Source organism: Bacillus sp. PK6-026 (assembly GCF_054161455.1).
The window spans coordinates 3600883-3627836 of the sequence record NZ_CP096418.1 but is presented as its reverse complement, the minus strand read 5'-3'; the positions used below and the strand labels follow the sequence as shown (position 1 = coordinate 3627836).

Here is a 26954-nt window from a genome sequence, read left to right as displayed (position 1 = left end):
TCATGAATCAGATCGTCCAATTTCTCCAGAACAACGGCGGGGAAATGCTTTATAAAACATGGGAGCACTTATATATATCCATTTTTGCGGTGCTGCTCGGCATCATTATCGCGGTTCCGCTCGGTGTCGTTTTAACGAGAATGAAAAAAGGGGCCGGCATCGTGATTGGAATTGTTAATATCATTCAAACGCTGCCGAGTTTGGCGATTCTGGCGTTTTTTATTCCGCTCCTCGGAGTGGGAAAGATTCCGGCGATTGTCGCGCTGTTTTTCTATTCAGTCCTACCGATTCTGAGAAACACTTACACGGGCGTAAAAGGCGTCAATCAAAATTTGCTTGAATCAGGAAAGGGAATCGGTATGACTGCATGGGAACAAATCCGCCTGATCGAACTGCCGCTGTCGGTGCCGGTGATCATGGCAGGCATCCGGACTTCCACCGTTTACTTAATCGGCTGGGCGACGCTCGCGGCTTTTATCGGCGGCGGCGGACTCGGCGACTATATTTTTATCGGGCTCAACCTGTACCAGCCTGAGTACATTATCGCCGGAGCGGTGCCGGTTACGATACTGGCCATTGTGATCGACTATATGCTGTCGAAAACCGAAGACAAAGTCACGCCCCAAGGATTAAAAGGGATGAAGGAAGTATCATAAGGAGTTGGCTCTTATGCAAACAAAAAAATTGAGACGGCTCGGCGCCGTCATGCTGGTCTTCTCGCTTTTGATCAGCGGCTGTGCGCTGCCGGGTCTTGGCGGGGCTTCCGATAAAACGATCAAAATCGGGGCGCAAAACCTGACCGAATCCGAAATTCTTGCCAATATGATCTCGCTTTTGATCGAGCATGATACAGATCTCAATACGGTGCTTGTCAAAAACCTCGGCTCAAACTATGTGCAGCACCAGGCCATGCTCGGCGGAGACATCGACATTTCAGCGACGCGCTATTCGGGAACCGATCTGACAAGCACGCTTGGAAGGGAAGCGGAGAAAGACCCGGAAAAAGCGCTTCACATCGTACAGCAGGACTTTAAAAAGAAATTCAACTACAAATGGTTTGATTCTTACGGATTTGACAATACGTACGCTTTTACAGTCACGAAAGAACTCGCTGAAAAAGGGAACTATGAAACCATATCCGATCTGAAAAAAGACGCGGATAAACTGAAGCTTGGCGTTGACAATGCCTGGCTGAAACGAAAAGGCGACGGATATCCGGGATTTAAACAGGAATACGGATTTTCATTCGGCTCGACCTTTCCAATGCAGATCGGACTCGTTTATGACGCCGTCAAAAACGGCAAAATGGATATCGTTCTTGCCTATTCAACGGACGGCAGGATCAAAGCCTATGATTTAAAGCTGTTAAAAGACGATAAACGCTTTTTCCCGCCGTATGACTGTTCGCCGGTCGTGCCGGAAAAAGTGCTGAAGGAACATCCAGAGCTTAAAGAGACCATCAATAAACTGATCGGAAAAATCGATACCGAAACGATGCAGGAGCTCAATTACGAAGTTGATGGAAAACTGAAAGAGCCTTCTGTCGTCGCGGCCGAATTTTTAAAGAAGCACAATTATTTTGAGTAAAAGGAGGGGCTGACAAATGGAAGTGCTGCAGCAGCTTTGGACGTATTATGCGCAAAACGGGAGCTATGTGCTGGGGGAATTTTACCGACACTTTTTAATGTCGGCATACGGCGTATTATTCGCCGCCGTCGTCGGCATCCCTGTTGGTATTTTCATCGCCAGATACCGGAAGATCAGCAAATGGGTCTTTTCCATCACCAATGTCATTCAAACGATTCCGGCGCTTGCGATGCTCGCCGTCTTGATGCTAGTCATGGGACTCGGCGCCAACACGGTGATTCTATCATTGTTTTTGTATTCGCTTTTGCCGATTATTCGAAACACATATACGGGAATCGTCAGCATTGAGCACGCCTACCTTGAATCAGGGAAGGCGATGGGCATGACGAAATTTCAAGTGCTCCGGATGGTGGAGCTTCCGCTCGCTTTGTCGGTCATTATGGCAGGGCTCAGAACCGCGCTCGTCATCGCGATCGGCATCACGGCCATCGGCACGTTTGTCGGCGCTGGCGGCCTCGGGGACATCATTGTCAGGGGGTCAAACGCGACCAACGGAACAGCGATCATTCTGGCAGGCGCGATCCCGACGGCACTGATGGCGATCATCGCCGATCTGTTCATGGGATGGCTTGAACGTGCGCTGAGCCCCGTTAAGCATCATAAAGGCAAGACGCCGAATCCGGATGCCGCTTAAATGGCAGCCGAAAAAAGCCGAATTTCTGCTAAAGAGAAATTCGGCTTTTTATGATTGGCGTTTTTTTCGCTTCATTGACCAAAAAATGAAAGTACTGTTCGAGGTTAAGCAGGTCTTCGCGGGACAAGCAGTCCCATTTTCCGGGCTCAAACAGCCACAGATCTTCGACGCCATGCTTGGCCGCGATGTCCTGCATCGTGACATAGCCGCGCGGCTGTTCGCGAATCTCGTCAGCCCTCATATAACCGGCAATATCCATGAGCTGCTCGTACGGCATTTTCAGAGCATCGGCCAATTTTCTGATCGTCGCGGGCTTTGGAACGCCGCGGTGGCCGTTTTCGATTCTGGAAATGGCAGCGGCGCTCACACCGGCATACATAGCAAGCTGATTAACAGACAGGCTTCTTTGTTCCCTCAGCTCTTTGAGTCGTTCGCCGAACATTGTCATCGCCATCTCCCCCGCAAATTCATGATATAAACAGTTTAATACAAATGTTGACTAAAGGAAATACTTAAACAGGAAAAATATTGACAAAAGTTAACATAAGGGATAAAATAACAGCAGGGTCGAAAACAGACGAAAATGATAAAAAGGGGGGCGTGCGCTGCGGAGAAGGTATTCAGTTTTTGTTTCGGCTGCTTGCTTCCTGCACGAGAAAGTCGAAATATTTGTCCAGGTTTTCGATGTCTTTCTTTGAGAGCACCTTCCACTTTTCGCTGTCAAACAGAGAAAGATCCTCTAAATCGTACTGTGAAACGATGTCGTAAATGGAATCGTAGCTGCTTCTCGCTTCCTGGACTGTAGATGCGCTGATATAGCCTGCGGATGCCATCAGTTCCTCATACGGGACTTTCAAAGCGTCCGCCAGTTTTCTGATCGTCGCCGGCTTCGGCACGCCGCGCTTTCCGTTTTCAATTCGCGAAATGCCGGCCGAACTGACGCCGGAATACATTGCCAGCTGATTGACGGTCAGTTTTTTCCGTTCCCTTAATTGTCGTAAATGGTATCCAAAGTTCGTCATGGCCAAAACCTCGCAATCTCTTATTATAAAATATTTTAGTACGAATATTGCCTATAGGAAACATATGGATGATAAAAGTATTGACAAAAGTTAACAAATCGTTTATGTTCAATATAGACAAAAAGAAACATAAGAGATTAGAAAGGGGAGTAATCATGGTAAAAAAGATTCATATCAAAAGAGATTTTGTTCTCCAGTATATGATTGAACACAATCTCTCCTTAAATCAGCTTGCCATTGAAATCGGCGTATCCCCGGCGACTCTGAGCAGAGTTTTAAATGGCGAAAGGAGGCCCGGACAGCTTGTGATCGGAAAGATGATTCAGTATTTCAACAAAAAATTTGAAGATCTCTTTTATTATAAAGATGTTGACAAAAGTCAATAAACAAAGGAAAAAAGGAGGCTTTTCAAACGTGAAAAATACAGGAATTGTCCGGAGAATCGATGAGCTCGGCAGAGTCGTTCTCCCGGTCGAAATGCGCAGGGTGCTGAATATCAATGAAAAGGACCCGCTCGAAATATACACCGACGGAGAAAACATCATTTTGACAAAATACGCCGCCAACATGGCATGCTTGATGACCGGCGACATCACCACCAAAAATAAAACGTATGCGGGCGGCAAAATCGTACTCAGCCCAAGGGGAGCAGAAATGCTGCTGGAAGATATGATGGCGGCCTTGTCAGAAAAATGATTACATATTCCGCCTGATAGGGAGCATAGCCGCTCCTTTTTTGTATACCTTATTCAGGCGCTGGGAAAAAATAAAAAAAGCTGTTCGAAACGCTCGTGACATGCGCTTGCTTTTCATGTAAAATAAAACTATTGTCAGCCAGTTTGTCTGGAGGTGTAGGTTATGGCCGCATTTTTAACGGTCTTATTAGTGATTGTAAGTATCGTACTGATCGTTGTCGTTTTACTGCAATCCGGCAAAAGCGCCGGATTATCAGGCGCAATTTCCGGCGGAGCCGAGCAGCTTTTCGGAAAGCAGAAAGCAAGAGGACTTGATTTGATTCTCCACCGGATGACGGTCGTTTTAACCGTGCTTTTCTTTTTCTTAACGATTGCGCTTGCTTACTTTGTATAAGACAATGAAGCATGAGGTCTGATGTTCAAGTCAGGCCTTTTTCCTATTTGCAGGTCTTTGTATGAAGAGACCGGCCGATTGATAAAGTTTGTTTCAAGACTAAACGTGGAAGAATACATATGAAAAGGAGACAGTGAATCATGAAAATCGTCAAACCACAACCTTTCACATTTAAAGGCGGAAAAAAAGCAGTCCTGCTGCTGCACGGATTTACCGGCAACACGGCGGACGTGAGAATGCTCGGAAGATATTTGAATGAAAAAGGCTACACATGCCATGCGCCCCAATATAAAGGCCACGGCGTGCCTCCGGAAGAACTTCTTTCTACAGGGCCGGAAGACTGGTGGAAAGACGTCATGAACGGGTATGAATATTTGAAATCGGAAGGGTATGAACAAATCGCCGCTTGCGGTCTGTCTCTCGGAGGGGTTTTTTCATTGAAATTGGGTTACACTGTACCCATAAAGGGAATTGTTCCAATGTGCGCGCCGATGTATATCAAAAGCGAAGAGACGATGTACGAGGGTGTGCTTGAGTATGCGCGCAATTATAAGAAATTTGAAGGCAAGACAGCGGAACAGATTGACGCTGAGATGGAAGAATTCAAAAAAACGCCGATGAACACGTTGAAAGCACTGCAGGATTTGATTGCCGATGTCAGAGAGCATGTGGACATGATCTATTCGCCTACATTTGTCGTGCAGGCGCGCCACGATCATATGATTAATACGGACAGCGCGAACATCATCTACAATGAAGTTGAAACGGATGATAAGCAGCTGAAATGGTATGAAGAATCCGGTCATGCCATCACATTGGATAAAGAACGCGAAGCACTGCACAAGGATGTGTATCAATTTTTAGAAACGCTGGATTGGCAGACATAAGGAGGTCTGGTTAGTGGAAAAAGAAGAATTTATGGATAAGCTTCTCTCCTTTATGAAAGAAGAAGCGTATAAACCTCTTACAGTTCAGGAACTGGAAGAGATGCTGGAAATCACCGATTCGGACGAATACAAAGAGCTTGTCAAAGCTCTTGTAACCCTTGAAGAAAAAGGGCTGGTCGTCAGAACGAGAAGCAACCGCTACGGTTTGCCCGAAAAAATGAATTTGATCAAAGGGAAGGTGTCGGCGCACGCGAAAGGCTTCGCGTTTGTTCTCCCCGAAGATTCCTCGCTTGACGATGTCTTCATTCCGCCGTCTGAGCTGAATACGGCAATGAACGGAGATACCGTGCTTGTCCGCCTGAGTACGGAGTCCGGAGGTACAAAAAAAGAAGGAGCCATCATCCGCATCATTGAGCGCAACGTTCAGAAGATTGTCGGCACGTATACAGAGACGAAAAACTTCGGCTTCGTCATTCCCGACGATAAAAAAATCACGAATGACATCTTTATTCCGAAGCACGCCAAAAACGGCGCCGTCGAGGGGCACAAAGTCGTCGTCCGCCTGACAAGCTATCCTGAAGGCCGGATGAGTGCGGAAGGGGAAGTTATCGAGATTCTCGGCCACAAAAACGACCCCGGCATCGACATCCTTTCCATCATTCATAAACATGGCCTCCCGGGAGACTTTCCGGCTGAGGCGATGGAACAAGCCGGCAATACGCCTGATACAATCGATGAAAAAGATCTTGAAGGCAGACGGGATCTGCGCGATCAAACGATCGTCACGATCGACGGCGCAGATGCCAAAGACTTGGATGATGCCGTTACCGTCACAAAACTCAAAAACGGCCATTATAAACTCGGCGTCCACATTGCCGATGTCAGCCATTATGTCACAGAAGGGTCTCCGATTGACCAGGAAGCATATGAACGCGGCACGAGCGTCTATCTTGTCGACCGGGTGATTCCGATGATCCCGCACAGGCTGTCGAATGGAATCTGCTCTTTAAATCCGAAGGTTGACCGGCTGACTTTGTCGTGCGAAATGCTCATTAATCCTCAAGGGCAAGTCGTCGAACACGAAATTTTTCAAAGTGTCATTAAAACGACCGAGCGGATGACTTATTCTGACGTGAACAAGATTTTAGTCGATGACGATGAAGAGCTGAAGCAGAAATATGAGGCGCTTGTCCCGATGTTTAAAGACATGGAAGACTTGGCTGCGATTCTGCGCGGCAAGCGGATGGAACGCGGTGCCGTCGACTTTGACTTTAAGGAAGCGAAGGTACTCGTCGACGAAGAAGGAAAAGCGAAGGACGTCGTCTTGAGAGAACGGTCGACAGCAGAAAAGCTGATCGAAGAATTTATGCTTGTCGCCAATGAAACGGTCGCCGAGCACTTTCATTGGATGAATGTTCCGTTTATTTACCGGATTCACGAAGATCCGGATCAGGAAAAGCTCCAGAGATTTCTGGAGTTCGTTACGACATTCGGCTATGTCGTCAAAGGGACGGCCGGAAGCATCCATCCGAAAGCGCTGCAAAGCGTGCTTGAAGAAGTCAGGGATCGTCCTGAAGAAGCCGTAATTTCAACGGTTATGCTCAGATCGATGAAACAGGCAAAATACGATCCGCAAAGCCTCGGACACTTCGGCTTGTCGACTGAATTCTACACCCATTTCACGTCACCGATTCGCCGCTACCCTGACTTGATCGTCCACAGGCTGATCAGGACGTATTTGATTCAGGGCAAGACAGACGAAGCGACAAGGGAGAAATGGGCCGAAAAACTGCCTGAGATCGCCGAGCATACGTCAAATATGGAACGCAATGCCGTAGATGCCGAGCGGGAAACGGATGATCTGAAAAAAACCGAATTTATGCTGGATAAGATCGGTGAAGAATTTGACGGTGTGATCAGTTCCGTTACGAACTTCGGCATGTTTGTCGAGCTGCCGAACACGATCGAAGGACTTGTCCACGTCAGCTTTATGACGGACGATTTTTACCGTTATGATGAACAGCACTATGCCATGATCGGCGAGCGTACGGGCAACGTCTACCGGATCGGCGATGAGATTACGGTCCGCGTCGTTGACGTCAATAAAGACGAGCGGAACATCGATTTTGAAATCGTCGGCATGAAAGGCTCCCGCCGCCGGCAGAAACCGGAGCCAAAACAGAAAAAGGGTCCTAAAAAGGATGCTCCATCGGCTGACAAAGGGGAATGGTTCACCAAGCCGAAAAAGAAAAAAGTAAAGAAAAAACGCGGTTTTCAAAACGCGCCGAAACAAAAACGAAAGAAAAAGAAAAAATAGACAGCACACGTCAAAAAAAGGGCGGCGAAATTGTAAGGCGAACGTTCATTTGATAGAATAATACGTATTCGCCGCCCTTTTGAATGTGAGATTGAAGGCGGGAGGAGGTTGCCGTATGCCAAAGGGAGAAGGGAAGGTTGTTTCCCAAAATAAAAAAGCAAATCATGATTATTTTATAGAAGAAACATACGAAACAGGCATCGTGCTTCAAGGTACGGAAATCAAGTCCATTCGCGCCGGACGGGTGAATTTAAAGGACGCGTTCGCTAAAATTGAGCGCGGGGAAGTGTTCCTTCACAATATGCACATCAGCCCGTATGAGCAGGGGAACCGCTACAACCATGATCCGTTGCGGACGAGAAAGCTTTTGATGCACCGCAAGCAGATCAACAAATTGATCGGTTTGACGAAAGAGCAGGGGTACTCGCTCGTACCGCTCAAGATTTATTTGAAGAACGGTTTTGCGAAAGTGCTGCTCGGACTCGGAAAAGGGAAGAAGAAATTCGACAAACGCGAAGACTTAAAGCGCAAAGACGCCAAACGCGAAATCGAAAGAGCATTCCGCGACAGGCAAAAAGGCTTGATCTAAAGCCGGAACCCATGTTATCCTATATGAACGTGATCACAGACATTACCATTTGGAATTGACGCGTGATCTTGTTATAATAGTGATGCAGCCAGTTATCCGACTTCCTTTTCATCCAAGGGGACGTTACGGATTCGACAGGGACGGATCGAGCTTGAGTTGCGAGCCGAGAGGCGATCTCGTAAAAACGCACCTAAATATAACTGGCAAATCTAACCAGAACTTAGCACTAGCTGCCTAATTAGCGCAGCGAGCTCTTGCCCGCATCGCCTATGTGCCGGTTAAGAGCCCATAACGAAGTAGGCTACGCTTGCGCTCCCGTCTGAGAGCGCAGGAAGAGACTTATCAGACTAGCTCTCCGAGGGCCTGCCCGCAGGCACGAAGATGAGCGAAACTAAATATGCAGGGCTACGCTCGTAGACGCTGAAGCAATCGACGTTTCTGGACGTGGGTTCGACTCCCACCGTCTCCACCATACATATGATGGTGGTTTTTTTGTTTTTTTGGGATTTTTTGATGTTTGTATAAGAGCGGTGAACGGCTTAATGAATACGTCGGGCTCATGCCATGAGAAAATTCAAGGACGGCATTGATGGCTTTTACGTGCCGAAAACAACGAATGCGGTCAAACGGTTCCAACTGATGCACAGGTTTTCTTCTGACGGCATTTACGAGCCGCAGAAAAAGGTAAAACTTGAATCACTATTGCAAAAAGGCCCTCTTTCACGAGGGCTCAGTTTTTATAATTTGTCTATAGTTATTTATTACTGTCCAATTCCCATACTGTCTGACCACCCACTAAAATTTTATTCGGTGGATTATCATAAAGAGAGATCTCAACCAAGGAGCTTTCCTCCCCTTGACTTAACCAATCATATACACTGCCTTCGTTTTTAGTAAGGTGGGATATAATGTGATTCACTCTAAAGGCAACTGCATAATATTCTGTGTAATTGATATCTTTATCCTCTAATCCATTATCTGTTTCGTAAAGTGTGTCTGGATTACCGATTATTTTTAATCCATTTTCCCATTCTAATCGCAGTTCTCTACCACCATATTCATCTAATGTTTTTATTAAAGAGTTATATTCCATAAGTATCAATCCTTTTCTTATGGTTCTAATGGTTTTTATAGGAACTATATGAGCACCGTCTTTTGAATAATGTATTGTTCCTCTGGTAGTTACAATATATTTTCCGGTTTTCATGTCATATGCTTTACCTATTTTTTGGCCAAAGTCAACAACTTTCCTTTCTTGGGAAATCTCCCGTGTCAGCGTATTTATCAAGCAACTCTTGAGCTTTTTTTAACTTTAGCGAATTCGTCTGATTGTTGTTTTAATTGTTGCAGCGTTTGATCAATTGCATTGTGCAACGCCTGAACATCCAGAGTCTTCATGGCATTCTCCTTTAATACATTTTGTTACAATCACTGCTCATTTTTATGTAATGAACATGGAAATACAAAAAAGGAGAAATCCTTCTTCTTATGATTGCAATTTTAATTTTTTGGCCTGCCCATATGTAGTCACAAGCTCTCTGAAAGAATGAAGTTCATTTTCAAATGTGAAAAAGCGTTTCGGTATCAAAATCATCTGGCTGCTTGACGTTTTCATGAGGATGAGGCGTTTATATTCTGTTACTGCTGTCACTTCATACCATTGAAACAACGTATCGGAATTCTTAAATTGAATCTGGATTCCTTGTGGATTGATAGTGTAAGTTCTTTTACGTTTTAGCCGTTCATTTTTTCGATAGACAATTTGCATCCGGATATAAAAAAACCCAATTAAAAGTGAGGTTAATATTATTGAAAGTACAATAATGAGAAGGCCATTCAACAGCAATTCGAGTGTTTCACTATGATAAACGGTAATCGGCATCTTCCCATCGACGGAAAACACCCAGACAAACAATAGAAAAATAAGAATAAAATAAAGGAATGCGTATTTTTTAAGCCAATAAAAAAAGAAAGATTTCATATCCTGTAATGTATATTCTCCCTCAAGAAAGACACTGTGTTGGATCATAAGTTTACTGCACCTCAACGTTTTCCTTTAATTTTAGCATAAAGCCCCATTTATTCGCAGAAATTGGCTTTTCTTTCATTGGAGTCGGCATGGCAGAGGCACCGTGTAATCGCTAAAAAGGGATCAGAGGGCATGATGTCGAACTTTGGTTATATATACATTCGAAAGAACTGACCAAAAGGAGGTCTACTATGCTCATCATTGAATCACTAATAGGATACGTTTGCTTTTTTATTGTTAATTTCATTTATGATACATACATTAAAAAAGCCAAGACTCCGTTTGGACACTTGGCTTTGATTTCGCTTGTTCAGACTGCGATTGCTTTAAGTCTTTTCTTTATTTTCTCCTGATTATAAGAGGTTGCCGCTTTCCTCAGCGGCACTCAGCTTTTCGGTCATTCCTCCGGATTCAGCTCGCTTGTCAAGTCGCCGCCCGTTCCTTTAATAATTGCAATATCTGTGCTTAGTCGCCTGCAGATGTTCTTCTGCTCCTTTTTCTTTCCGCATTATGAATCACCTCTACGCCAACAGTTTACAAAACAAACCTTTGTCCTTTTTTCTTTTAATTGAAATGAAATTAGTTCATAAGAATTAATTTTTAGATGTGCAAAAAAGAAATGATAAAAGACACTTAATATGCTTAAAAAATTATGGTAAGTTTTTGAAGGTGCTAAATGTAAAAGTTTGTATGATCAACGCTTATGCAAAACGGTTATTAAATATGAACTACAGGAGGGGATGCGGAGAAAGAAGAGCAAAGCGCCGGCAGATAAATCACCGGTCAGGTTATTGCGGTTGGCCAAGATTCTGAACGCGTTCTTCCGGAAGAGGGCTAGGCCCGGCTTCGCGAAGGAATAGAGCTATGAAAGAAGCTGCTTCAAGATTAGAAATCGCCCCAAAGCCGGATCGCACTTTCCAAAGACAGGGGCTTCTGCCGGAAAAATCGGCAACTCGCCTGATTTTATAGATAAAAGGAGGATGTTGGTCATGAAAATGAAGTGCGGTGCATGTTTATTGGTTCTTGTGCTATTCATGAGCTGTATACCTGGGAAATCTGTACTTGCTGCCAGCACAACCATTGCAAAACATGTAGGGAATTCTAACCCGCTTATAGACCATCATTTAGGGGCGGATCCCTTTGCGCTGACCTATAACGGAAGAGTCTACATCTATATGTCCAGTGACGATTATGAATATAACAGCAACGGAACGATTAAGGATAATTCATTTGCCAATTTGAACAAAGTGTTCGTCATCTCTTCAGCGGATATGGTGAACTGGACAGATCACGGAGCCATTCCGGTGGCAGGTGCCAACGGGGCTAATGGCGGCCGGGGGATTGCGAAATGGGCAGGCGCGTCCTGGGCCCCGTCAGTCGCAGTTAAAAAGATAAATGGTAAGGATAAATTCTTCCTTTACTTTGCAAACGGCGGCGGAGGTATCGGGGTCCTCACCGCAGACAGCCCGACCGGGCCGTGGACAGATCCGATCGGAAAAGCGTTGGTTACAACAAGTACACCGGGAATGTCAGGCGTTGTTTGGCTATTTGATCCGGCAGTGTTCGTAGATGACGACGGCACCGGTTATCTGTATGCCGGCGGAGGCATCCCTGGCGGTTCAAATCCAACGCAGGAGCAATGGGCAAATCCTAAAACAGCACGAGTCATAAAATTGGGGACCGATATGACGAGCGTTGTTGGAAGCGCGTCTGTGATTGATGCGCCTTTCATGTTTGAAGACTCGGGAATTCATAAACATAACGGAAAATATTACTATTCCTATTGCATCAATTTCAGCGGTGCGCACCCGGCCAATATACCACCGGGTGAAATCGGCTACATGACCAGCTCAAGTCCCATGGGGCCCTTTACGTATAGAGGGCATTTCCTGAAAAATCCGGGTGCATTCTTCGGGGCTGGCGGAAACAACCATCATGCTGTTTTCAATTTTAAAAACGAGTGGTATGTGGTGTACCATGCTCAAACTGTCAGTTTCGCTTTGTTCGGAGCCGGCAAAGGATACCGTTCTCCCCATATCAATAAGCTGGTCCATCTTGCAGACGGGTCCATTCAAGAGGTGGCGGCAAATTATAGGGGAGTGTCTCAGCTTGCCAATTTGAATCCGTATAACCGGGTAGAAGCTGAAACGTTTGCCTGGAATGGACGCATTTTGACGGAGAAATCCTCAGCACGCGGCGGACCGGAAAATAATCAAAACGTCACAAGCATTCATAACGGAGACTGGATTGCTGTAGGAAATGCTGACTTCGGCACGCGCGGAGCGAGGACATTTAAAGCCAATGTCGCTTCCACTGCAGGCGGTAAAATTGAAGTCCGTCTCGACAGTGTAACAGGTAAGCTTGTGGGAACTCTGAATGTACCTTCCACAGGCGGAGCGCAGACTTGGAGAGAAATAGAAACCACTGTGAGCGGCGCAACCGGTGTTCACAACGTCTATTTTGTATTTACCGGAAACAGTTCAGGCAACTTGTTTAATTTTGATTACTGGCAGTTTACACAAAATGAGCACCGGTAACAGCAAAAAGGTGGTCTCAGAGGGGTTTTCATATACCACAACAATGAGAGGATGAAAGCATGTGAAAAAAATAATTTGTGTATTGTTGGCATATATAACGATGCTGTCGCTCATGTTAACCGGGCCTGCCGCTTCTGAAGTTTCAGCAGCCAGTGACGCAACAGTTCGTCTATCTGCAGAAAAACAAGTGATTCGCGGTTTTGGAGGGATGAATCACCCGGCTTGGATCGGGGATCTTACAGCAGCTCAAAGAGAAACCGCCTTTGGCAATGGACAGAATCAGTTAGGCTTTTCAATTTTAAGAATTCATGTTGATGAAAATAGAAACAATTGGTACAGAGAAGTGGAGACGGCAAAGAGTGCGATCAAACACGGAGCAATCGTTTTTGCTTCTCCCTGGAATCCGCCAAGCGATATGGTTGAGACTTTCAATCGGAATGGAGACACATCAGCTAAACGGCTGAGATACGATAAGTACGCCGCATACGCGAAGCATCTTAACGACTTTGTTACCTTCATGAAAAATAATGGCGTGAATCTGTATGCGATTTCCGTCCAAAACGAGCCTGATTACGCACACGACTGGACGTGGTGGACACCGCAAGAAATACTTCGCTTTATGAAAGAGAACGCCGGCTCGATTAATGCCCGTGTCATCGCGCCTGAGTCGTTTCAATACTTAAAAAATATATCGGATCCGATTTTGAATGATCCGAAGGCGCTTGCCAATATGGATATTCTTGGCGCTCATCTTTATGGTACACAGCTTAACAATTTCGCTTATCCACTGTTCAAACAAAAAGGAGCAGGAAAAGATCTTTGGATGACGGAAGTATATTATCCGAACAGTGACAATAATTCTGCGGACCGCTGGCCTGAGGCATTGGATGTTTCGCACCATATTCACAATTCGATGGTAGAGGGAGATTTTCAGGCTTATGTATGGTGGTACATCCGCAGATCATACGGTCCTATGAAAGAAGACGGTACGATCAGCAAGCGCGGTTACAATATGGCTCATTTCTCGAAGTTTGTCCGTCCCGGTTATGTCAGGGTTGATGCGACAAAGAGCCCCGCTTCAAACGTTTACGTATCTGCCTATAAAGGTGACAACAAAGTCGTTATTGTTGCCATTAATAAAAACAACTCAGGGGTTAACCAAAACTTCGTTCTGCAGAATGGATCTGTTTCTCAAGTATCCAGATGGATCACGAGCAGCAGCAGCAACCTTCAACCTGGAACGAATCTCAATGTAACAGACAATCATTTTTGGGCGCATCTTCCGGCTCAGAGTGTGACAACATTTGTCGCTAACCTCCGCTAATATTAACGACGCCGCGCATGAAGCGGAGTTACAAGCCGCACACTTCCGATATGCCGGGCTTAGCGGCCATTTAGTGAAAAGGCATACGAAAAATATTTAGTTCTCGCAATCCAGGGTGTATCTGTTAATGAGACAAAGAGGGTGCCGCCGCCGGCACCCTTTCTGTCGTTTTCGGTTTATTCCTTCGGAAACTTCACCTCCGGATATGACGGATTCGGCTTGCTGATCAAGCCGCCGCCGGTTTCTTTTAAATGCTTGTTGAAAAAATCCAAAACGTACCGGTTCACGATATCCGCGCTTCGTTCGCCGTCGATGTCGCCCGTCATGCCGAGCTGCTTCAAAAGTTTTGAATAAAGCTGCAAGTCGGTGAAGTTGTAATGCTCCGTTCCTTCAATATACACCATTGACGCTTGATCAATGATTTTGTATTCCTTTTTTCGTTCCTCAATCATCTTGTTGAATTCTTCTTTCGTTAAACCCGAATTTTTGATTTCTTTATCAGAAATTTTTCCGCTGAGCGCCTTGTCTTTAATGTTCATAAAGCTGCTCGATTCCATGAATAGAAACGGCTTTGAAATCGCCTGTTTGCCGTTGACATTGTACAGTGAACCGTCCATGTTGATTCCGGCTTTAATTTTTGGATTTGAATATGCGGCGTTAAACGCAGTGGCGCCGCCGAATGAGTGACCCATCATCCCGATGTTGTCCATATCGAGTTTTCCCTTAAAGGCATCGCGATTCAGCTGATCCAACTGGTTGATGACAAAGTCGGCGTCCTGCGTCCAAATGTCCCCGAGCTTGCTGCTGTTTTCGGAAACTCCATTCATATATCGCTCGGTTGTTAAGCCTGTCATCCGTCCGTCTGGAAAAGCCGTTGCCATCGTACTGTACGTATGATCGATCGCCACTGCGACAAATCCATGGCTTGCCAGATGTTCGGCTTGGGAAGCGTGCAGCAGCCGGCTTGTTCCGAAGCCGTGGCTGATTACGACGACTGGATATCGGGCTTCAGCTGATGAGATCGCAACGTTTTCGTATGAGTTTGTTTTGATGTAGCGCCAATAGTCCAAAGCAAACGGGGGAAGACCGAATCCATCTGCGAACTTCTCGATATATTCGTGAAATGTGCTTGCGTCTTCGGGAAAGAGAGGTGCCCGTTTCTGTCCATGCAAACCTTGGGCAGGGTACCATACTTGGATCATCAGTTCTCTTTTATCGTGCGGATTTTTTGTCAGCGTTTCTTCTCTGTCGCGGTCGGTCAAATGAAACGTCTTCGTCCCGACAGAATAAGCGCCGTCAGGCTTAGGCAAATCGAAGACGGGCAGGTATACAGACAGGAAGACGGAGATTGCCAGCATGGCGAATGTTAGAACATACAAGCCATATTTCAGCGGCTTCCACATCTTGATTTGAAGCCTTTTACCGAAGATCGCGATAAAGGCGAGGGCGGCGGAGATCAGATAGATCAAAACCATTTGCCATCTGTATCCCTCAAAAAAAAGCTGTCCCGCCAACACGCCAATACTCGCAAATCCGGCTGCCGCCGCAAGCTTTCTCGGCATTTTTTGCTGAAACAGCATGACAAAAGACAGGAGTGTTAATAATATTTCGAAAGTTCTCATGATTTTCTCCCTTATGTAAGATGTTGGTGGTCTTATACATAACGAATGTGTGGTTTGATTGGTTGCAAAAATATTCCTTGTGCTACATTAAAAAAACCGCCGGGTTACCCAGCGGTTGCAGCTTATGATGTTGTGGGTCGCTATCAGCTAGTTTTCCTTTATCTGTTTCACGTGAGCGACAATTCTGTCTCTCTCTGTTTCCTCCAATGTGTAAATCTTCGGAGAAAGAGGCACGTCAAACCCGGCGTGAGAGTGAAAAAAGTCAAAGAGCAGCGTCCCGGCAGGCTTTTCTTGCTGATCGGAGATGACAGCCCAAAACACCCGTGAGCGGCAGTCGTCAGCTCCCCATTTTTCCATGGACTGTCTAAAGTTTAAGCCTTTTCCGATGAAAAAATCGCCTTTTCCCGCATCTTGAATCGTTGTAAAGCCGGACTGTTCGAGACTTTCAAATACAGGAGGCAGCAGGTGGTCCAAGTAGACGCCGTAAGTCGCGTCTTCCAATTCGGGAAACACCTTTAAAAGCGCTTCGCGATGATCGTCAAGCGTTTGTTTCCAATTGGCGGCGACATAGCTTTGCACCTGTTCGCCGATTTCTTTGATCGACATGTCGGGTCTAAAACGTACCTTATACAAGAACGAAAACCTCCTTTTGATTACTTGAAATCCATTATATAACATTCTCCTGCACAGTGGATTCTCAATATAAGAGCGAACCGGACCTCTGCCGTGGATAAAGGATTTTATCAATAGTAAAAAACGAAACGGCAATCATGATTTCCGCCGAAGAGGTCAGCAGAACGTCGTCCAGCAATTCGTCCGCTGTAAAAATCGCGGCCCATAAACATCCGATCGTGAGCATTTCGGCTGCAAAAAACGTGATCCGCCGATTGATGCCCAGCAGCTTCATACTGTGGATGAGCAGCTTTTCAGCCGGTTCCAGGACAAAGGTCAGTGCGGTATAACAAAGCGTAAACAAAAGCAGGGACCCGACTGTTTGATAAAATGCGCCCGGCAGATGAAACAGGATCGAAATGCCGAGAAAGTGGGCGAAAAAAACGAACATTACCGATAAGCAGCAAATAACGAAATGTTTCATGATACAACTCCTTTGAAATATGTACACAGCAGCCGAAGGCCTGCAGGATATGTCTCCTGCAAGCCTGGCTGGTTATTTCTTATCAAATTTCACGACCGGATGCTTTTCTTTAGAGAGCATGTTTGTAAACTCGCTGCCGACGTCGAGGTGCTGGCGGACAAGCTCTTCCGGAACGAGCGCGAGCCATTGGTTTAACGAAACGTCAGCATAGTGGTCGTCTTTGAAGATTTCGAGGAAGCGAAGCGGTTCGTCTCCTGTATTTTGGACGTAGTGTCCCATTGCAAACGGCACATAGCCGACATCTCCGGCCTGGTAGTTAAATGTTCTGGCATGCCCGTCGGACGCGAAAACGGTCATTTTCGCTTGTCCGGAAATATAATACTGCCATTCGTCTGTATTCGGATGCCAGTGCAGCTCCCGGATGCCTCCAGGTTCGACTTCCACCAGCGCAGAAGCGATTGTTTTCGACGCTTTGAAATTCGTGGAATCGGCAATCCATACTTTACCGCCGCTAGATACGATCGGTTCCTGTTCAAGCAAATTGTAGCTGAAAGATTGAGGCACCGTTCCGTTCGGGCTTTCGACTTTGTCTTTCTCAAGACATCCAGGGATCACTTCTTGGAAAATATACTTTTCTTTATCTGGAAGAGATGCGACGACGTCTTTTGAAATGCCGAAGTTTGCGGCAATTACCTCATCAGGCGTATGGGCCAGCCAATCTGTCACCTGGAAGGTGCTGTTTTCAGAGAAAGAGCCGTCATCGAAGACGAGCAGGAATTCGCAGCCGTCTTCAAGCGCTTGGATTGAATGCGGCAGACCTGACGGGAAGTACCAGAGATCTCCTTCTTTCACATCTTCAATAAAGTTTCTGCCGTCTTGGTCAACAGACGTAATCCGTGCTTTTCCGTACAGCATATATGCCCATTCGGCTTCCTTATGCCAGTGAAGTTCCCTGATGGCTCCAGGTTTCAGCCTCATGTTGACAGAGGCAAGCTTGTCTGAAATCGGCAGCTCGCGAACGGTGACTTCCCGTGCATATCCGCCTTTTTCGAGTCGGTTATGGACATCGGAAAATGAAAATTTCATGTTTGACACCGTTCCGTGGTCGGTTTCCGGCGGCGCAAGCATGTCCGGATTTTGGCGATCGCGCTCAACGTTATGCGGAATTTTCGTTTCCGCTCCTTTTTCTCCTCTGATCGGCTGTGGAATTGATTTGTTTTTTTCCATGTGATATCCCCTCTTTCTCAAAATGTAAAGGAGAGCTGAAAGGCCTTTCGTTTTCCCCTTCTGTCATGTTAAGTGAAAAAAGTGAGGCCGATGTCAATCATCGGTGTCACTTTTTTCTTTGATCAATTCGATCAGTTCATCGATTTTCTTTTCAAAACGCGTCAGCAGGTAAATTGCCAATACAGCTGGAAAGCCGACATTGCCGATTTGTTTCGCTGCTTCCTCAATGAATGCACTGTCCATTCTTACCACCTCCTATGTTAAGAAGTGAAGAAAGTCTGAAAAATGTAAGCAAAGAACTATTTTCTCTGAATGGGAACTTATGTTTGCATGTTAATAAGAAGAGATGAGTTTACTTTTTTTACATTTCTTTCATCTAAATAAATAGGAGGCGGTTTTTATGATTGATCAAACGTTACTGCGTGCGAAAATCAAGGAAATCACAGGGCATCCGCTTGTGAAGCATTTTTTGAGCAACCCCCGGTATGAGCGGCTTTTCAACCACGTTTTGGAACATCCGGATTCTGAAGAGGCAGAGTGTCTCGATCGCGAATTTAAGCGGTTTTACAAAAACATCCGCATGATCAAATACATCAACTCGATGATCCGGATTTTCTCCGTCGACTTTGATAAAAGAGTCCGGAAAAATCGAGAGCGTTTTCCATTGATGATCGACGACAGTCCGACTTTGCCCGAGCCGCCCCGAGGGGACCTGTTAGACGATGTCTTGGAACAGGAAGAGGATTTTAGTGAACATCTGCAAGACCCGATGCTTTATGAAGCGTTTTTGCAATTGACGGACAAGCAGAAAAAAGTGCTTGCGCAAATTTACATTCACGGGGTATCCATGCAGGAAATGGCTGACTCTTTGGGAGAATCAAGGCAAAATATTTCAAGAATTCATAAAAGGGCACTCGAAAAGATAAGAGAGCTGCTGAATTCTAAAGCAAAGGGGAATGATAACAGTGAGTCTGCACGACGAAAAAGAGATTGAGAAATTGCTGGAAAATTTCACGCCGATGATCAAAAGCAAATTAAACAACACATCCTATCAAGAGAGGGAGGATCTTGAACAGGAGCTGAAGATGAAAATTTGCGAAAAAGCGGAGATGCTTTTATGTCAAGAAGTTCCTGGGTTTTGGGAGTTTATAACAGAATTGCTGAAAGTCCTTTAACCTGAGTTGTTTTGCTTGCGTAAAACGGCCGGAAGTGTTAAAATTTCTAGCATTTGATTAAGGGAATGTTCAAGCAGCTTCATTGAAATCATGGTGATGATTTGTTTTAATATGAACAAAGGTTTGATAAAATAAATGGATGGATATTCCATTTTTTCTCCTATAAAAACATGCATCAGATAGGTGGTAAGATATCATGAAAAATCAATACCGAGTATTGTTGTATTATAAATATGTTCATATCGACAACCCCGAGCAATTTGCCGAAGATCACCTCAAGTTCTGCAAAGATTTGGGCCTGAAAGGGCGCATCCTTGTGGCGGGTGAAGGAATAAACGGAACCGTGTCAGGAACCGTAGAGCAGACAGACCGCTATATGAGTGAAATGAAAAACGATCCCCGCTTTGAAGATATGGTGTTTAAAATCGATGAATCAGAAGGGCACGCTTTCAAAAAAATGCATGTCCGCCATCGCGATGAGCTTGTGACGCTCCGTCTGGAAGATGATATCGATCCGAATGAATTAACGGGAAAATACCTTGAGCCAAAAGAATTTTATGAGGCGATGCAGCGGGAAGATACGATTGTCGTCGACGCACGGAACGACTATGAGTACGATTTGGGACATTTCCGCGGCGCAGTCAGACCGGACATTAAGGCGTTCCGCGAATTGCCTGAATGGATCCGTGATAACAAAGAAAAGCTCGAAGGCAAGAAAATATTGACTTACTGCACGGGCGGTATCCGCTGCGAAAAATTTTCGGGATGGCTGAAAAAAGAAGGATTTGAAGACGTGTCCCAGCTTCACGGCGGGATTGTGACGTATGGAAAAGACCCTGAAGTTCAAGGTGAACTGTGGGACGGGCAGTGCTATGTTTTCGATGAAAGAATCAGCGTTCCGGTCAACCAGAAAGAGCATGTCATCGTCGGCAAGGATTATTTCACCGGCGAGCCTTGCGAGCGCTATGTCAACTGCGCCAACCCTGAATGCAACAAGCAGATCATCTGCTCTGAAGAAAATGAACACCGCTATTTGCGGGGCTGCACGCACGAGTGCCGGGTTCATCCGCGCAACCTGTATGTCAAAGAGCACGGCCTTTCAGAAGAAGAGGTGCAAGAGAGACTCGAAAAGCTGGAAGAAGAGGGGCATACAGCGCAGTCATAAAAGCTGTATATAAAAGTATCATCTAAAAAACGAAGATGCCGCAAGCATCCAAGAAATGGCATTGCTCCTGCAAGGGAGTCTGCTTTCGTTTTGAATGGAGGAACGCCTTGACCTGAAAAATCGAGGCGTTCCTTTTTTTATTCGTGAATTACAAGCAGAATGAAAGTATTTGCAGGCGATCAGACTGCTGAACGAAAGTATCAATTAACGCTTTTGATCCAGCCGTTAGTGCAAAAATGCGAAACAGGCGATCAGCAATATGTGCAAACTGCGTCGTAAAACTTCCGTATGGGAAGTTTGCATCCTGTCTGCGAGCTATTCCCGGCTATACGTTTTTGGACCGGCGGATGATTCCAGCATAAGCCGAGTTTTTCTGAATATTTGCCTGAAAACGTCCCATACTATCCAATAACAATACAAAAAGGCAGGTAGCAAAAGAGATGACAAAAACCCTTTACATTACCGCTCACCCGCATGACGAAAGGGCATCATACAGCATGGCGGCGGGAAAAGCTTTTATCGAATCTTACAAAGAAGCTCATCCGGATGATGAAGTCATACATCTTGATCTTTACAAGGAGAACATTCCGCAGATTGATGCGGATGTTTTCAGCGGCTGGGGAAAATTGCAGTCGGGATCGGGATTTGAACAGCTTTCTGAACACGAAAAGGCAAAAGTCGGCCGTTTGAATGAGCTGAGCGAGCAATTTATCGCGGGAGACAAATACGTGTTTGTCACGCCGCTTTGGAATTTCTCTTTTCCGCCGGTGATGAAAGCGTACTTTGATGCGGTCGCTGTAGCGGGAAAGACGTTTAAATATACCGAACAGGGACCGATCGGGCTGTTAACCGATAAAAAAGCCCTGCACATCCAGGCGAGAGGCGGCTACTATTCAGAAGGGCCGGCTGCGGAACTTGAGATGGGGCACCGCTATATCAGCATCATGATGCAGTTTTTCGGAGTGCCGGAATTTGAAGGTTTATTTATAGAAGGGCATAATGCAGAGCCGGATAAAGCCGAAGAAATTAAACGAAATGCAATTGCCCGCGCCAAAGAATTGGGCCGGACCTTTTGAAAAAACCGCGGACGTGATCCGCGGTTTTATTTTATTTGTGTAAGAACACCGTTTGATTCGTTTCGCTGCTTTTTTGCGCGGCTTCGATGATGCGGATGACGTCGCGTCCTTCTTCCGCCGTGACAGGCAGGCTGCCGCCTTCAAGAATACTTGAAGCAAGCTGCTTGTAATAGGTTAAGTATGAACCCGGGATGCTTTCCACTGTTTCCTTAATGACCTCGTCACCTTCGACTGTGGCCAGTTCCCCGTAATATTTGGGTTGATCGGCTCCCCACTCATCGCCTGCAGGTTTTTGACCCGCTCTGAGTGCATCCTCCTGGCCGTCGATACCATACTTAATAAAGCTTCCTTTTGAACCGTGGATTTGGTAGCGGGGACCGTTGGCCGGAACAATCGAACCCGAGTGGAGAATCACTTGGCGCTGATCATAGTGAAGGACGACATGGAAGTAATCGTCTGTTTCCGCATTGGCTCTTTGAGCGGTCACTTGAGCGGTGACGCTGTTTGGCATGCCGAATAAATGAAGCACCTGATCGATCAGGTGTGAACCCAAATCGTACAGTGCGCCTGAGCCCGGTCCTTTCTGCTCTCTCCAGCGCTGTCTGACATTCGGCCGGAACCGGTCGTAGGAGGCGTGGAATGTGTTAACCTCTCCGAGGCGCCCTTCTTTGATGAGCTGTTTGATCGTCAAAAAGTCGTTATCCCATCTTCGGTTGTGGTAGACGCTGAGAAGCACCCCTTTTTCTTTCGCGGCATTGATGAGCTTTTCAGCTTCTTCCGCTGTTGCCGTCATCGGTTTTTCCAGGACGACATGCTTTCCGGCGCGGATGCACTCTTTCGCCATTTCGTAATGAAGGCCGCTCGGCGTGGTCACGATGACGAGATCAATGTCAGGGTCATTTGTGATGTCTTCGATCGAGCTGACGGCTTCTGTTTCGGGGAGGTCTTGTTTGACTTGTTCTTTTCTTGAAGTCATCACCTTTCGAATCTCAAAATCTTCTAACACAGATAATAAAGGCGCATGAAACACCGAACCTGACAAACCGTATCCTAATATTCCTGTGCGAACCTTGTTCACCATTCATTCTCCTCTCCCATGTTCGTTTTTAATATGTAATTAACACCCTTTATTTTACCCTGTTTGCCTATAGGAACAAACCTAAAGACCTTTTTCAACCGGAGAACGGAAGATTTTGTCACAATTTTGTTCAATTTGAAGAGGTGTCCGGTTATCGTTAAAAACAAAAAGAGGGGATTTTGAAAATGGAGTATGATTGGGGCGCTTTTATGAACAAGGATTTGGCTGTCGAGCCGGCATCAGCTGAAGGAAGCTTGAAAAACCTTTCGTTTGCGGTAAAGGATGTGTTTGCGGTAGAAGGCCATACAAATGCGGCGGGAAATCCTGATTGGCTGAGGACGCACGAACCTGCCGAAAAAAACGCGGAAGCCGTTGACTTGCTGTTGCGTGAAGGGGCAAGGCTTAAAGGTGCTGCTCACACGGATGAGCTGATGTACAGCCTTGACGGAGAAAATGTCCATTATGGTACGCCAGTCAATCCTTGTGCCAAGGACAACATTCCTGGAGGATCTTCAAGTGGTTCGGCCGTGGCGGCAGCTTCCGGCATGGCCGATTTTGCCCTTGGAACAGACACCGGAGGGTCTGTCAGAATCCCTTCTTCCTACTGCGGAATTTTCGGATTTCGGCCGACGCACGGCGAGGTGCCGGTTAATGGAGTCATACCGCTGGCGAAAAGCTTTGACACTGTCGGATGGATGTCAAAAGATATCGGAATTCTTCATGCGGCAGGCCGCGTCCTGCTTAGCGGACAGGAGGAGGCAGGGGCCTGTTTCAAGCGGATTTATTTTGAAAAAGAGGCGTGGAGCCTGCTTGAAGAAAGCGACCGGACACAAGTATACGCTCATGCATTAGGCCTGATAGACGGCGAATTCGACTGGTGCATTGCCGCTGACGGAGGCCTCGCGGAATGGGCGGAGATGTTCAAGTTGCTGCAGGGTCTGGATATTTGGGAGGAGCATGGAGCTTGGATCGAGCGCACAAATCCAGTGTTCGGCTCTGGAATCGCAGAAAGATTTGAATGGACGTCAAGTCTTAGGAAAAGCGATCATGAGCATGTGTTGATGAAAAGAGAAGCGGTGAAAAGGAGACTGTCGGAATGGCTCGCGGAAGACGGCTTACTCGTCATTCCAACTGCTCCCGGCACGCCGCCGCTCCGCGGGCTGCCGGAAAACGAATTACATGAGAGAAGGGCGCGCACGATGAAACTGACGTGTATTGCCGGGCTTGGCGGGCTTCCGCAGATCACCGTTCCGTTACCGGCAAAAAACGGCGAGCCTTTGGGGCTTTCATTCATCGCCGGCCGCAAACAGGACCTGAAGCTTCTGGATTGGACTGAAAAGCACGTGTTATCTCTTCAAGTATGAGGGAAGCATATGCTGCGGATCTTTTCTGCATCATATGCTTTTTGCTTGCTTTAATTATTGTTAACTGGTAAACTATTAAATAGTTAACCGGTTAACGATGATGGAAAGGATATGATGATCGTGGAAAACAAGACGTATGAGCAAGCATTTCAAGCCGTTCAGGATTTTATTCTCAAAAGAGAAAAGCGGGCTCAGCATGAACAGCAGGCGCTCGCAAAGGAAGCTTTTCAAGAAGTCGACAGCATCCGGAAGCATTGGACACTGACCCAGCTTCACATTATCTCGCTTATCAGCGAAAACGAGGCAGACGTCAACAACGCTTTCCTGGCAGCAAAACTTCAAATATCAAAAGCGGCAGTGACAAAAGCGGTCAATGTGCTTACAAAGCACGGGATGATCGAATCGCACAAAAAACCGAACAACAACAAAGAATTGTATTACAGATTAACAGACGAGGGGAAGAAACTGGCCGACATTCATGACAGGATGCACGAAATTGCAAAGCAGCACTATATCGAGCTGTTTGAGCGGTTTTCCGAATCCGAGCTGGAAACCATCATCCGCTTTTTAAACGAATGGTCAAAACACATTTAATCAAGAGGAGAAGCGAATGAATAAAAGTGAAGCCCAACAGTTTTTAAGCAGCATGTATCAGGACATCTTGAGTGAAATGAATACTGAAAAAATTCCCGATTATTTCAGCGAGAATTATGTTCAAGTAACCGATGGCAGTCAAATTGACCTTGTGCAGTTTAAAGATCACATGAGGACGCTGAAAAAGGTTGCCCGCACCATAACGGTGTCGCCCTTTCATGAGTTTTTGTTTGACGAGCGATTGCAAAGCGCAGCGGTCAGGTATACGGTCAATGTTGTCAAAACAAACGGAGACCGGGGGAGAATTGAAATCATCGCGATGTTTAAAATGAATGGTTTTAAAATCGTTCAATGCCACGAACTTTCACATGCGATCGAAGGGAGGGAGGATTTTGAAGAGCTGGCGAAGATCAGTGAGGCGGCAATTGAAAAAGCCTCCTCTCGGGAGGAGAAGGCTTTTTCACAAGATTAATGTTTCGTATCAAATCTGATGTTGAGCGAGACGGGGCCGCGTGTGTAAAGGCCTGTCTCACGGTAAACGAAGTCTTTCTCCAGCTGGATATTCTTCAGCTGATCTAGGACGATATTTGCGACAAGCTCGATTTCCGTCTTCGCAAACCCCGCTCCTACACAGTTGTGGACGCCTGAACCGAATGCGAGATGCCTGGCTGCGCCGCTGAATGCGCTTTTGACTTCCAGGTCGGTGCGATGGATGTTGAACTCGTCGGGATTCTCAAACGCTTCAGGATCGCGATTTGCCGCGCCTATCATGCAAAATACAGTCGTCCCTTCTTTGAGCTCGACTCCGGCGATCACCGCGTCCTGTGAAAGCTGGCGCGGGATAAGCTGCACCGGCGGCTTGTAGCGCAACGTCTCTGCGATGGCCTGAGGCAGGAGCGTACGGTCTTCCAGCACGTCATTCATTTGATCGGGATGATGAAGCAAATGATAAATCATTAATGCGAGCGTCTTGTCCGCCGGTTCCGTGGCGGCAAGCAATATATTGAGAATCAGCGCGCGGATGTCGCGGTCAGACATCGCTACTCCCTCGTATTCGGAAGTGCAAAGGATGGATATTAAATCATGTCCGGGATTTTTGCGCCTTTCCTCGATAATCGGATTCAAATATTCAGCGAGCTGTTCACTGCATTTGAGGGAATGTTCCAGGTCTTCAGGTGCCTGATTCAAACTGGTAATGAAATCGGCGACGCCGCTGTGCCAGTTTCTCACCGTTTGGTGGTCGTTCTTGTCCAAACCTAAAATGTCCATCGTCACACAAACGGCGAACGTTTTGCCGAAATCATTGACAAGGTCGATCCGCCCTTTCTCCAGATGAGGGGCCAAAAGCCTTTGTGCATTTTCTTTGATGAGCGGTGTGAGGTGATCAAGGGATTCCCCGATAAAACGGCGCAGAACGATTCTCCTTTTCGCCGTGTGCTCTTTGCCTTTCATTTGGGCGAGCACAGGTCCGCGCATGACGGGCTCGGCTCGTTTGGCAAGCGATTTCGTTGTAAAGACATCCTGATTCTGGAGCACGCGGCGCACATCCTGGTAGCGGCTGATAAAATAGCTGTCTAGCGATTCTTCATAATGGACGGGATCAGATTCCCGAAGGTATGAGAAATATTGATAAGGATTCTCGTGATATTGTTCTGACAACACGCTGAATGTTTTTAGCGATTGATTCATACTCGTTCCTCCTGCATGCTTTTATATTCCACACTTTCGTCCGATTCGGAAACCATAAGATATCCTTGATTTGGGCGCATTTTGACGGCAAATTCATGACGGGAGATCTGTTCGCCGAGCTTCCATGGACGGTGATAAGCAAGAAGCGTCTCTTCGACGCCTAAAATATCAGGGGCGGCGATGAAAAACGGAAGTTCAGCGATGACGTATTCAACAGCCAGCTCCAGCATGGCGGCGCTGACCTCCTGGACATCCATCCGAATGCCCCGGGCCCGTCCGAGGATCGCCGCATGCGACATCTCCAGGCAGGCTTTGCGGAAATGCGGCTGGTCAAAAAAGGCGTCTTCGACTTCCATCCGCAAACGCTGGTATGCGGTCTGGTTCGCGAAATCGGAAAATGTATGAATGGCCTCGGGGTTGCCGCCATGCGCTTCCAACGCCTTTTCAGCGAATCTCCGGTTCCGTGAGACTTCTTTCCTGACTTTCCGTTCGGCCTTCCCATTCGGGGTGCCGAGCGCTTCGAGAAGGTTGGCTGCTTCCTTTCCGGCTAAAAGCACGGATACATGTTGAAATTCACGGACGGCCCAGCCGATAAGCCGATGAATGTAATCTTCGGAAAATCGGCTGTTAAACGGGCTGATGCCAATGAGAACATGGCGTCTGCGTTTTAGTATTTCATTGCAGTTTCGGGTAAGAGTTTCAGTTTTGAATGGCCGGTGTTTGCTCTCCATTGTAAGCTCTGTCATTGATTTCCTCCTTAACGGACATAGAATGACTTCTTTTGCAATCAATG

The 26954-nt window shown here is 46.4% G+C and carries 30 protein-coding genes, 1 other RNA gene and 3 pseudogenes; 20 read left to right on the top strand and 14 right to left on the bottom strand.

What is annotated here, in order from left to right; translation table 11 throughout:
- Nucleotides 1–2: 2 nt before the first annotated feature.
- The 3 genes from M1D59_RS18545 to M1D59_RS18535 are packed head-to-tail and all read left to right on the top strand — an operon-like array spanning nucleotide 3 to nucleotide 2281.
- Nucleotides 3–656 carry an ABC transporter permease gene (locus M1D59_RS18545; RefSeq protein ID WP_145654554.1) on the top strand — a complete coding sequence of 218 codons (654 nt, stop codon included), beginning with the start codon at nucleotides 3–5 and terminating at the stop codon, nucleotides 654–656.
- A 13-nt stretch (nucleotides 657–669) separates the two neighbouring features.
- Nucleotides 670–1587: an osmoprotectant ABC transporter substrate-binding lipoprotein OpuCC gene (opuCC, locus tag M1D59_RS18540; RefSeq protein WP_020452990.1), complete on the top strand. Its 918-nt coding sequence runs from the start codon at nucleotides 670–672 to the stop codon at nucleotides 1585–1587.
- Nucleotides 1588–1603: 16 nt separating this feature from the next.
- Nucleotides 1604–2281 (top strand): ABC transporter permease, encoded by a 678-nt coding sequence (locus tag M1D59_RS18535; protein ID WP_020452989.1) that lies wholly within the window; start codon nucleotides 1604–1606, stop codon nucleotides 2279–2281.
- A gap of 28 nt (nucleotides 2282–2309) precedes the next feature.
- Here the strand turns inward: M1D59_RS18535 and M1D59_RS18530 are convergent, their stop codons facing one another.
- Together M1D59_RS18530 and M1D59_RS18525 are read right to left on the bottom strand one after the other, a co-directional pair.
- Nucleotides 2310–2729 carry a helix-turn-helix domain-containing protein gene (locus tag M1D59_RS18530; RefSeq protein WP_048350316.1) on the bottom strand — a complete coding sequence of 140 codons (420 nt, stop codon included), beginning with the start codon at nucleotides 2727–2729 and terminating at the stop codon, nucleotides 2310–2312.
- A 172-nt stretch (nucleotides 2730–2901) separates the two neighbouring features.
- Entirely contained in the window at nucleotides 2902–3303 is a 402-nt protein-coding gene (locus M1D59_RS18525; RefSeq protein WP_020452987.1) for a transcriptional regulator, read from the bottom strand.
- 152 nt (nucleotides 3304–3455) lie between these two features.
- On the opposite strand from M1D59_RS18525, the gene M1D59_RS18520 reads away from it, so the two are divergent.
- From M1D59_RS18520 to M1D59_RS18485, 8 genes and pseudogenes are all read left to right on the top strand, one after another.
- Nucleotides 3456–3689: a helix-turn-helix domain-containing protein gene (locus M1D59_RS18520; protein WP_085959538.1), complete on the top strand. Its 234-nt coding sequence runs from the start codon at nucleotides 3456–3458 to the stop codon at nucleotides 3687–3689.
- A gap of 28 nt (nucleotides 3690–3717) precedes the next feature.
- On the top strand, nucleotides 3718–3999 hold the full coding sequence (locus M1D59_RS18515) for an AbrB/MazE/SpoVT family DNA-binding domain-containing protein (protein WP_020452985.1): 282 nt from the start codon (nucleotides 3718–3720) through the stop codon (nucleotides 3997–3999).
- Between the two features lie 162 nt (nucleotides 4000–4161).
- Nucleotides 4162–4392, top strand: coding sequence for a preprotein translocase subunit SecG (secG, locus tag M1D59_RS18510; protein WP_003185418.1), 231 nt, complete (start codon nucleotides 4162–4164; stop codon nucleotides 4390–4392).
- Between the two features lie 140 nt (nucleotides 4393–4532).
- Nucleotides 4533–5279 (top strand): alpha/beta hydrolase, encoded by a 747-nt coding sequence (locus tag M1D59_RS18505; RefSeq protein WP_035337713.1) that lies wholly within the window; start codon nucleotides 4533–4535, stop codon nucleotides 5277–5279.
- A 13-nt stretch (nucleotides 5280–5292) separates the two neighbouring features.
- Nucleotides 5293–7596 carry a ribonuclease R gene (rnr, locus tag M1D59_RS18500; protein ID WP_144497806.1) on the top strand — a complete coding sequence of 768 codons (2304 nt, stop codon included), beginning with the start codon at nucleotides 5293–5295 and terminating at the stop codon, nucleotides 7594–7596.
- A 115-nt stretch (nucleotides 7597–7711) separates the two neighbouring features.
- Entirely contained in the window at nucleotides 7712–8185 is a 474-nt protein-coding gene (gene smpB, locus M1D59_RS18495; protein WP_009329604.1) for an SsrA-binding protein SmpB, read from the top strand.
- 116 nt (nucleotides 8186–8301) lie between these two features.
- Nucleotides 8302–8657, top strand: a transfer-messenger RNA (tmRNA) gene (gene ssrA / locus M1D59_RS18490).
- Nucleotides 8658–8764: 107 nt separating this feature from the next.
- A pseudogene (locus tag M1D59_RS18485) lies at nucleotides 8765–8893 on the top strand (peptidoglycan-binding domain-containing protein); the annotation flags it as partial.
- A 46-nt stretch (nucleotides 8894–8939) separates the two neighbouring features.
- On the opposite strand, the gene M1D59_RS18480 reads toward M1D59_RS18485, so the two are convergent.
- The 4 genes and pseudogenes from M1D59_RS18480 to M1D59_RS18465 all read right to left on the bottom strand — a co-directional run bounded on the left by M1D59_RS18480 (nucleotide 8940) and on the right by M1D59_RS18465 (nucleotide 10214).
- Complete coding sequence (locus M1D59_RS18480) at nucleotides 8940–9278, bottom strand: hypothetical protein (protein WP_105980591.1); 339 nt, start codon at nucleotides 9276–9278, stop codon at nucleotides 8940–8942.
- Nucleotides 9279–9377: 99 nt separating this feature from the next.
- Nucleotides 9378–9473: pseudogene (locus tag M1D59_RS18475) on the bottom strand (hypothetical protein); the annotation flags it as partial.
- Nucleotides 9474–9484: 11 nt separating this feature from the next.
- Nucleotides 9485–9583 (bottom strand): annotated as a pseudogene (locus M1D59_RS18470) (T7SS effector LXG polymorphic toxin); the annotation flags it as partial.
- 88 nt (nucleotides 9584–9671) lie between these two features.
- The gene (locus tag M1D59_RS18465; RefSeq protein ID WP_216919487.1) at nucleotides 9672–10214 is read right to left on the bottom strand and encodes a YcxB family protein; all 543 of its coding nucleotides are present in this window, start codon (nucleotides 10212–10214) and stop codon (nucleotides 9672–9674) included.
- A gap of 989 nt (nucleotides 10215–11203) precedes the next feature.
- Between M1D59_RS18465 and M1D59_RS18460 the strand changes: the two genes are divergently transcribed.
- Together M1D59_RS18460 and M1D59_RS18455 are read left to right on the top strand one after the other, a co-directional pair.
- Nucleotides 11204–12751, top strand: a complete 1548-nt coding sequence (locus M1D59_RS18460) for a glycoside hydrolase family 43 protein (protein WP_231005580.1) — start codon at nucleotides 11204–11206, stop codon at nucleotides 12749–12751.
- A gap of 100 nt (nucleotides 12752–12851) precedes the next feature.
- A complete protein-coding gene (locus tag M1D59_RS18455) occupies nucleotides 12852–14075 on the top strand; it encodes a glycoside hydrolase (protein WP_105981375.1) in 1224 nt (407 codons plus the stop codon).
- Nucleotides 14076–14251: 176 nt separating this feature from the next.
- On the opposite strand, the gene M1D59_RS18450 is transcribed toward M1D59_RS18455, so the two are convergent.
- The 5 genes from M1D59_RS18450 to M1D59_RS18430 all read right to left on the bottom strand — a co-directional run bounded on the left by M1D59_RS18450 (nucleotide 14252) and on the right by M1D59_RS18430 (nucleotide 18263).
- Nucleotides 14252–15697, bottom strand: a complete 1446-nt coding sequence (locus M1D59_RS18450) for an alpha/beta fold hydrolase (RefSeq protein WP_458117581.1) — start codon at nucleotides 15695–15697, stop codon at nucleotides 14252–14254.
- 147 nt (nucleotides 15698–15844) lie between these two features.
- Complete coding sequence (locus tag M1D59_RS18445) at nucleotides 15845–16330, bottom strand: DUF6022 family protein (RefSeq protein WP_023856306.1); 486 nt, start codon at nucleotides 16328–16330, stop codon at nucleotides 15845–15847.
- 64 nt (nucleotides 16331–16394) lie between these two features.
- Nucleotides 16395–16793, bottom strand: a complete 399-nt coding sequence (locus M1D59_RS18440) for a YrvL family regulatory protein (protein WP_025810753.1) — start codon at nucleotides 16791–16793, stop codon at nucleotides 16395–16397.
- A gap of 72 nt (nucleotides 16794–16865) precedes the next feature.
- Nucleotides 16866–18020 carry an oxalate decarboxylase family bicupin gene (locus tag M1D59_RS18435; protein ID WP_020452974.1) on the bottom strand — a complete coding sequence of 385 codons (1155 nt, stop codon included), beginning with the start codon at nucleotides 18018–18020 and terminating at the stop codon, nucleotides 16866–16868.
- Between the two features lie 93 nt (nucleotides 18021–18113).
- Nucleotides 18114–18263 carry a YvrJ family protein gene (locus M1D59_RS18430; protein ID WP_020452973.1) on the bottom strand — a complete coding sequence of 50 codons (150 nt, stop codon included), beginning with the start codon at nucleotides 18261–18263 and terminating at the stop codon, nucleotides 18114–18116.
- 157 nt (nucleotides 18264–18420) lie between these two features.
- Here M1D59_RS18430 and M1D59_RS18425 point away from each other — a divergent pair, with 157 nt between their 5' ends.
- The 4 genes from M1D59_RS18425 to M1D59_RS18410 all read left to right on the top strand — a co-directional run bounded on the left by M1D59_RS18425 (nucleotide 18421) and on the right by M1D59_RS18410 (nucleotide 21436).
- Nucleotides 18421–19014: a sigma-70 family RNA polymerase sigma factor gene (locus tag M1D59_RS18425; RefSeq protein WP_224146390.1), complete on the top strand. Its 594-nt coding sequence runs from the start codon at nucleotides 18421–18423 to the stop codon at nucleotides 19012–19014.
- A gap of 25 nt (nucleotides 19015–19039) precedes the next feature.
- Nucleotides 19040–19195 (top strand): hypothetical protein, encoded by a 156-nt coding sequence (locus M1D59_RS18420; protein WP_228767692.1) that lies wholly within the window; start codon nucleotides 19040–19042, stop codon nucleotides 19193–19195.
- A 196-nt stretch (nucleotides 19196–19391) separates the two neighbouring features.
- Nucleotides 19392–20360: an oxygen-dependent tRNA uridine(34) hydroxylase TrhO gene (gene trhO, locus M1D59_RS18415; protein WP_105979775.1), complete on the top strand. Its 969-nt coding sequence runs from the start codon at nucleotides 19392–19394 to the stop codon at nucleotides 20358–20360.
- A gap of 440 nt (nucleotides 20361–20800) precedes the next feature.
- The gene (locus tag M1D59_RS18410; protein ID WP_020452970.1) at nucleotides 20801–21436 is read left to right on the top strand and encodes an FMN-dependent NADH-azoreductase; all 636 of its coding nucleotides are present in this window, start codon (nucleotides 20801–20803) and stop codon (nucleotides 21434–21436) included.
- A 31-nt stretch (nucleotides 21437–21467) separates the two neighbouring features.
- On the opposite strand, the gene M1D59_RS18405 is transcribed toward M1D59_RS18410, so the two are convergent.
- The gene (locus M1D59_RS18405) at nucleotides 21468–22517 is read right to left on the bottom strand and encodes an oxidoreductase (protein WP_048350124.1); all 1050 of its coding nucleotides are present in this window, start codon (nucleotides 22515–22517) and stop codon (nucleotides 21468–21470) included.
- A 182-nt stretch (nucleotides 22518–22699) separates the two neighbouring features.
- On the opposite strand from M1D59_RS18405, the gene M1D59_RS18400 reads away from it, so the two are divergent.
- From M1D59_RS18400 to M1D59_RS18390, 3 genes are all read left to right on the top strand, one after another.
- Nucleotides 22700–23878 carry an amidase gene (locus tag M1D59_RS18400; RefSeq protein ID WP_458117580.1) on the top strand — a complete coding sequence of 393 codons (1179 nt, stop codon included), beginning with the start codon at nucleotides 22700–22702 and terminating at the stop codon, nucleotides 23876–23878.
- A gap of 114 nt (nucleotides 23879–23992) precedes the next feature.
- A complete protein-coding gene (locus M1D59_RS18395) occupies nucleotides 23993–24472 on the top strand; it encodes a MarR family transcriptional regulator (RefSeq protein WP_254121973.1) in 480 nt (159 codons plus the stop codon).
- 16 nt (nucleotides 24473–24488) lie between these two features.
- On the top strand, nucleotides 24489–24944 hold the full coding sequence (locus M1D59_RS18390) for a nuclear transport factor 2 family protein (protein WP_256163513.1): 456 nt from the start codon (nucleotides 24489–24491) through the stop codon (nucleotides 24942–24944).
- Here M1D59_RS18390 and M1D59_RS18385 read toward each other — a convergent pair.
- Together M1D59_RS18385 and M1D59_RS18380 are read right to left on the bottom strand one after the other, a co-directional pair.
- Nucleotides 24941–26161: a cytochrome P450, cyclodipeptide synthase-associated gene (locus M1D59_RS18385; RefSeq protein WP_458117579.1), complete on the bottom strand. Its 1221-nt coding sequence runs from the start codon at nucleotides 26159–26161 to the stop codon at nucleotides 24941–24943. The two genes, M1D59_RS18390 and M1D59_RS18385, sit on opposite strands and share 4 nt — an antisense overlap.
- Nucleotides 26158–26907, bottom strand: a complete 750-nt coding sequence (locus M1D59_RS18380; RefSeq protein WP_025810757.1) for a tRNA-dependent cyclodipeptide synthase — start codon at nucleotides 26905–26907, stop codon at nucleotides 26158–26160. The genes M1D59_RS18385 and M1D59_RS18380 overlap by 4 nt, the downstream gene beginning before the upstream one ends.
- Nucleotides 26908–26954 lie beyond the last annotated feature (47 nt).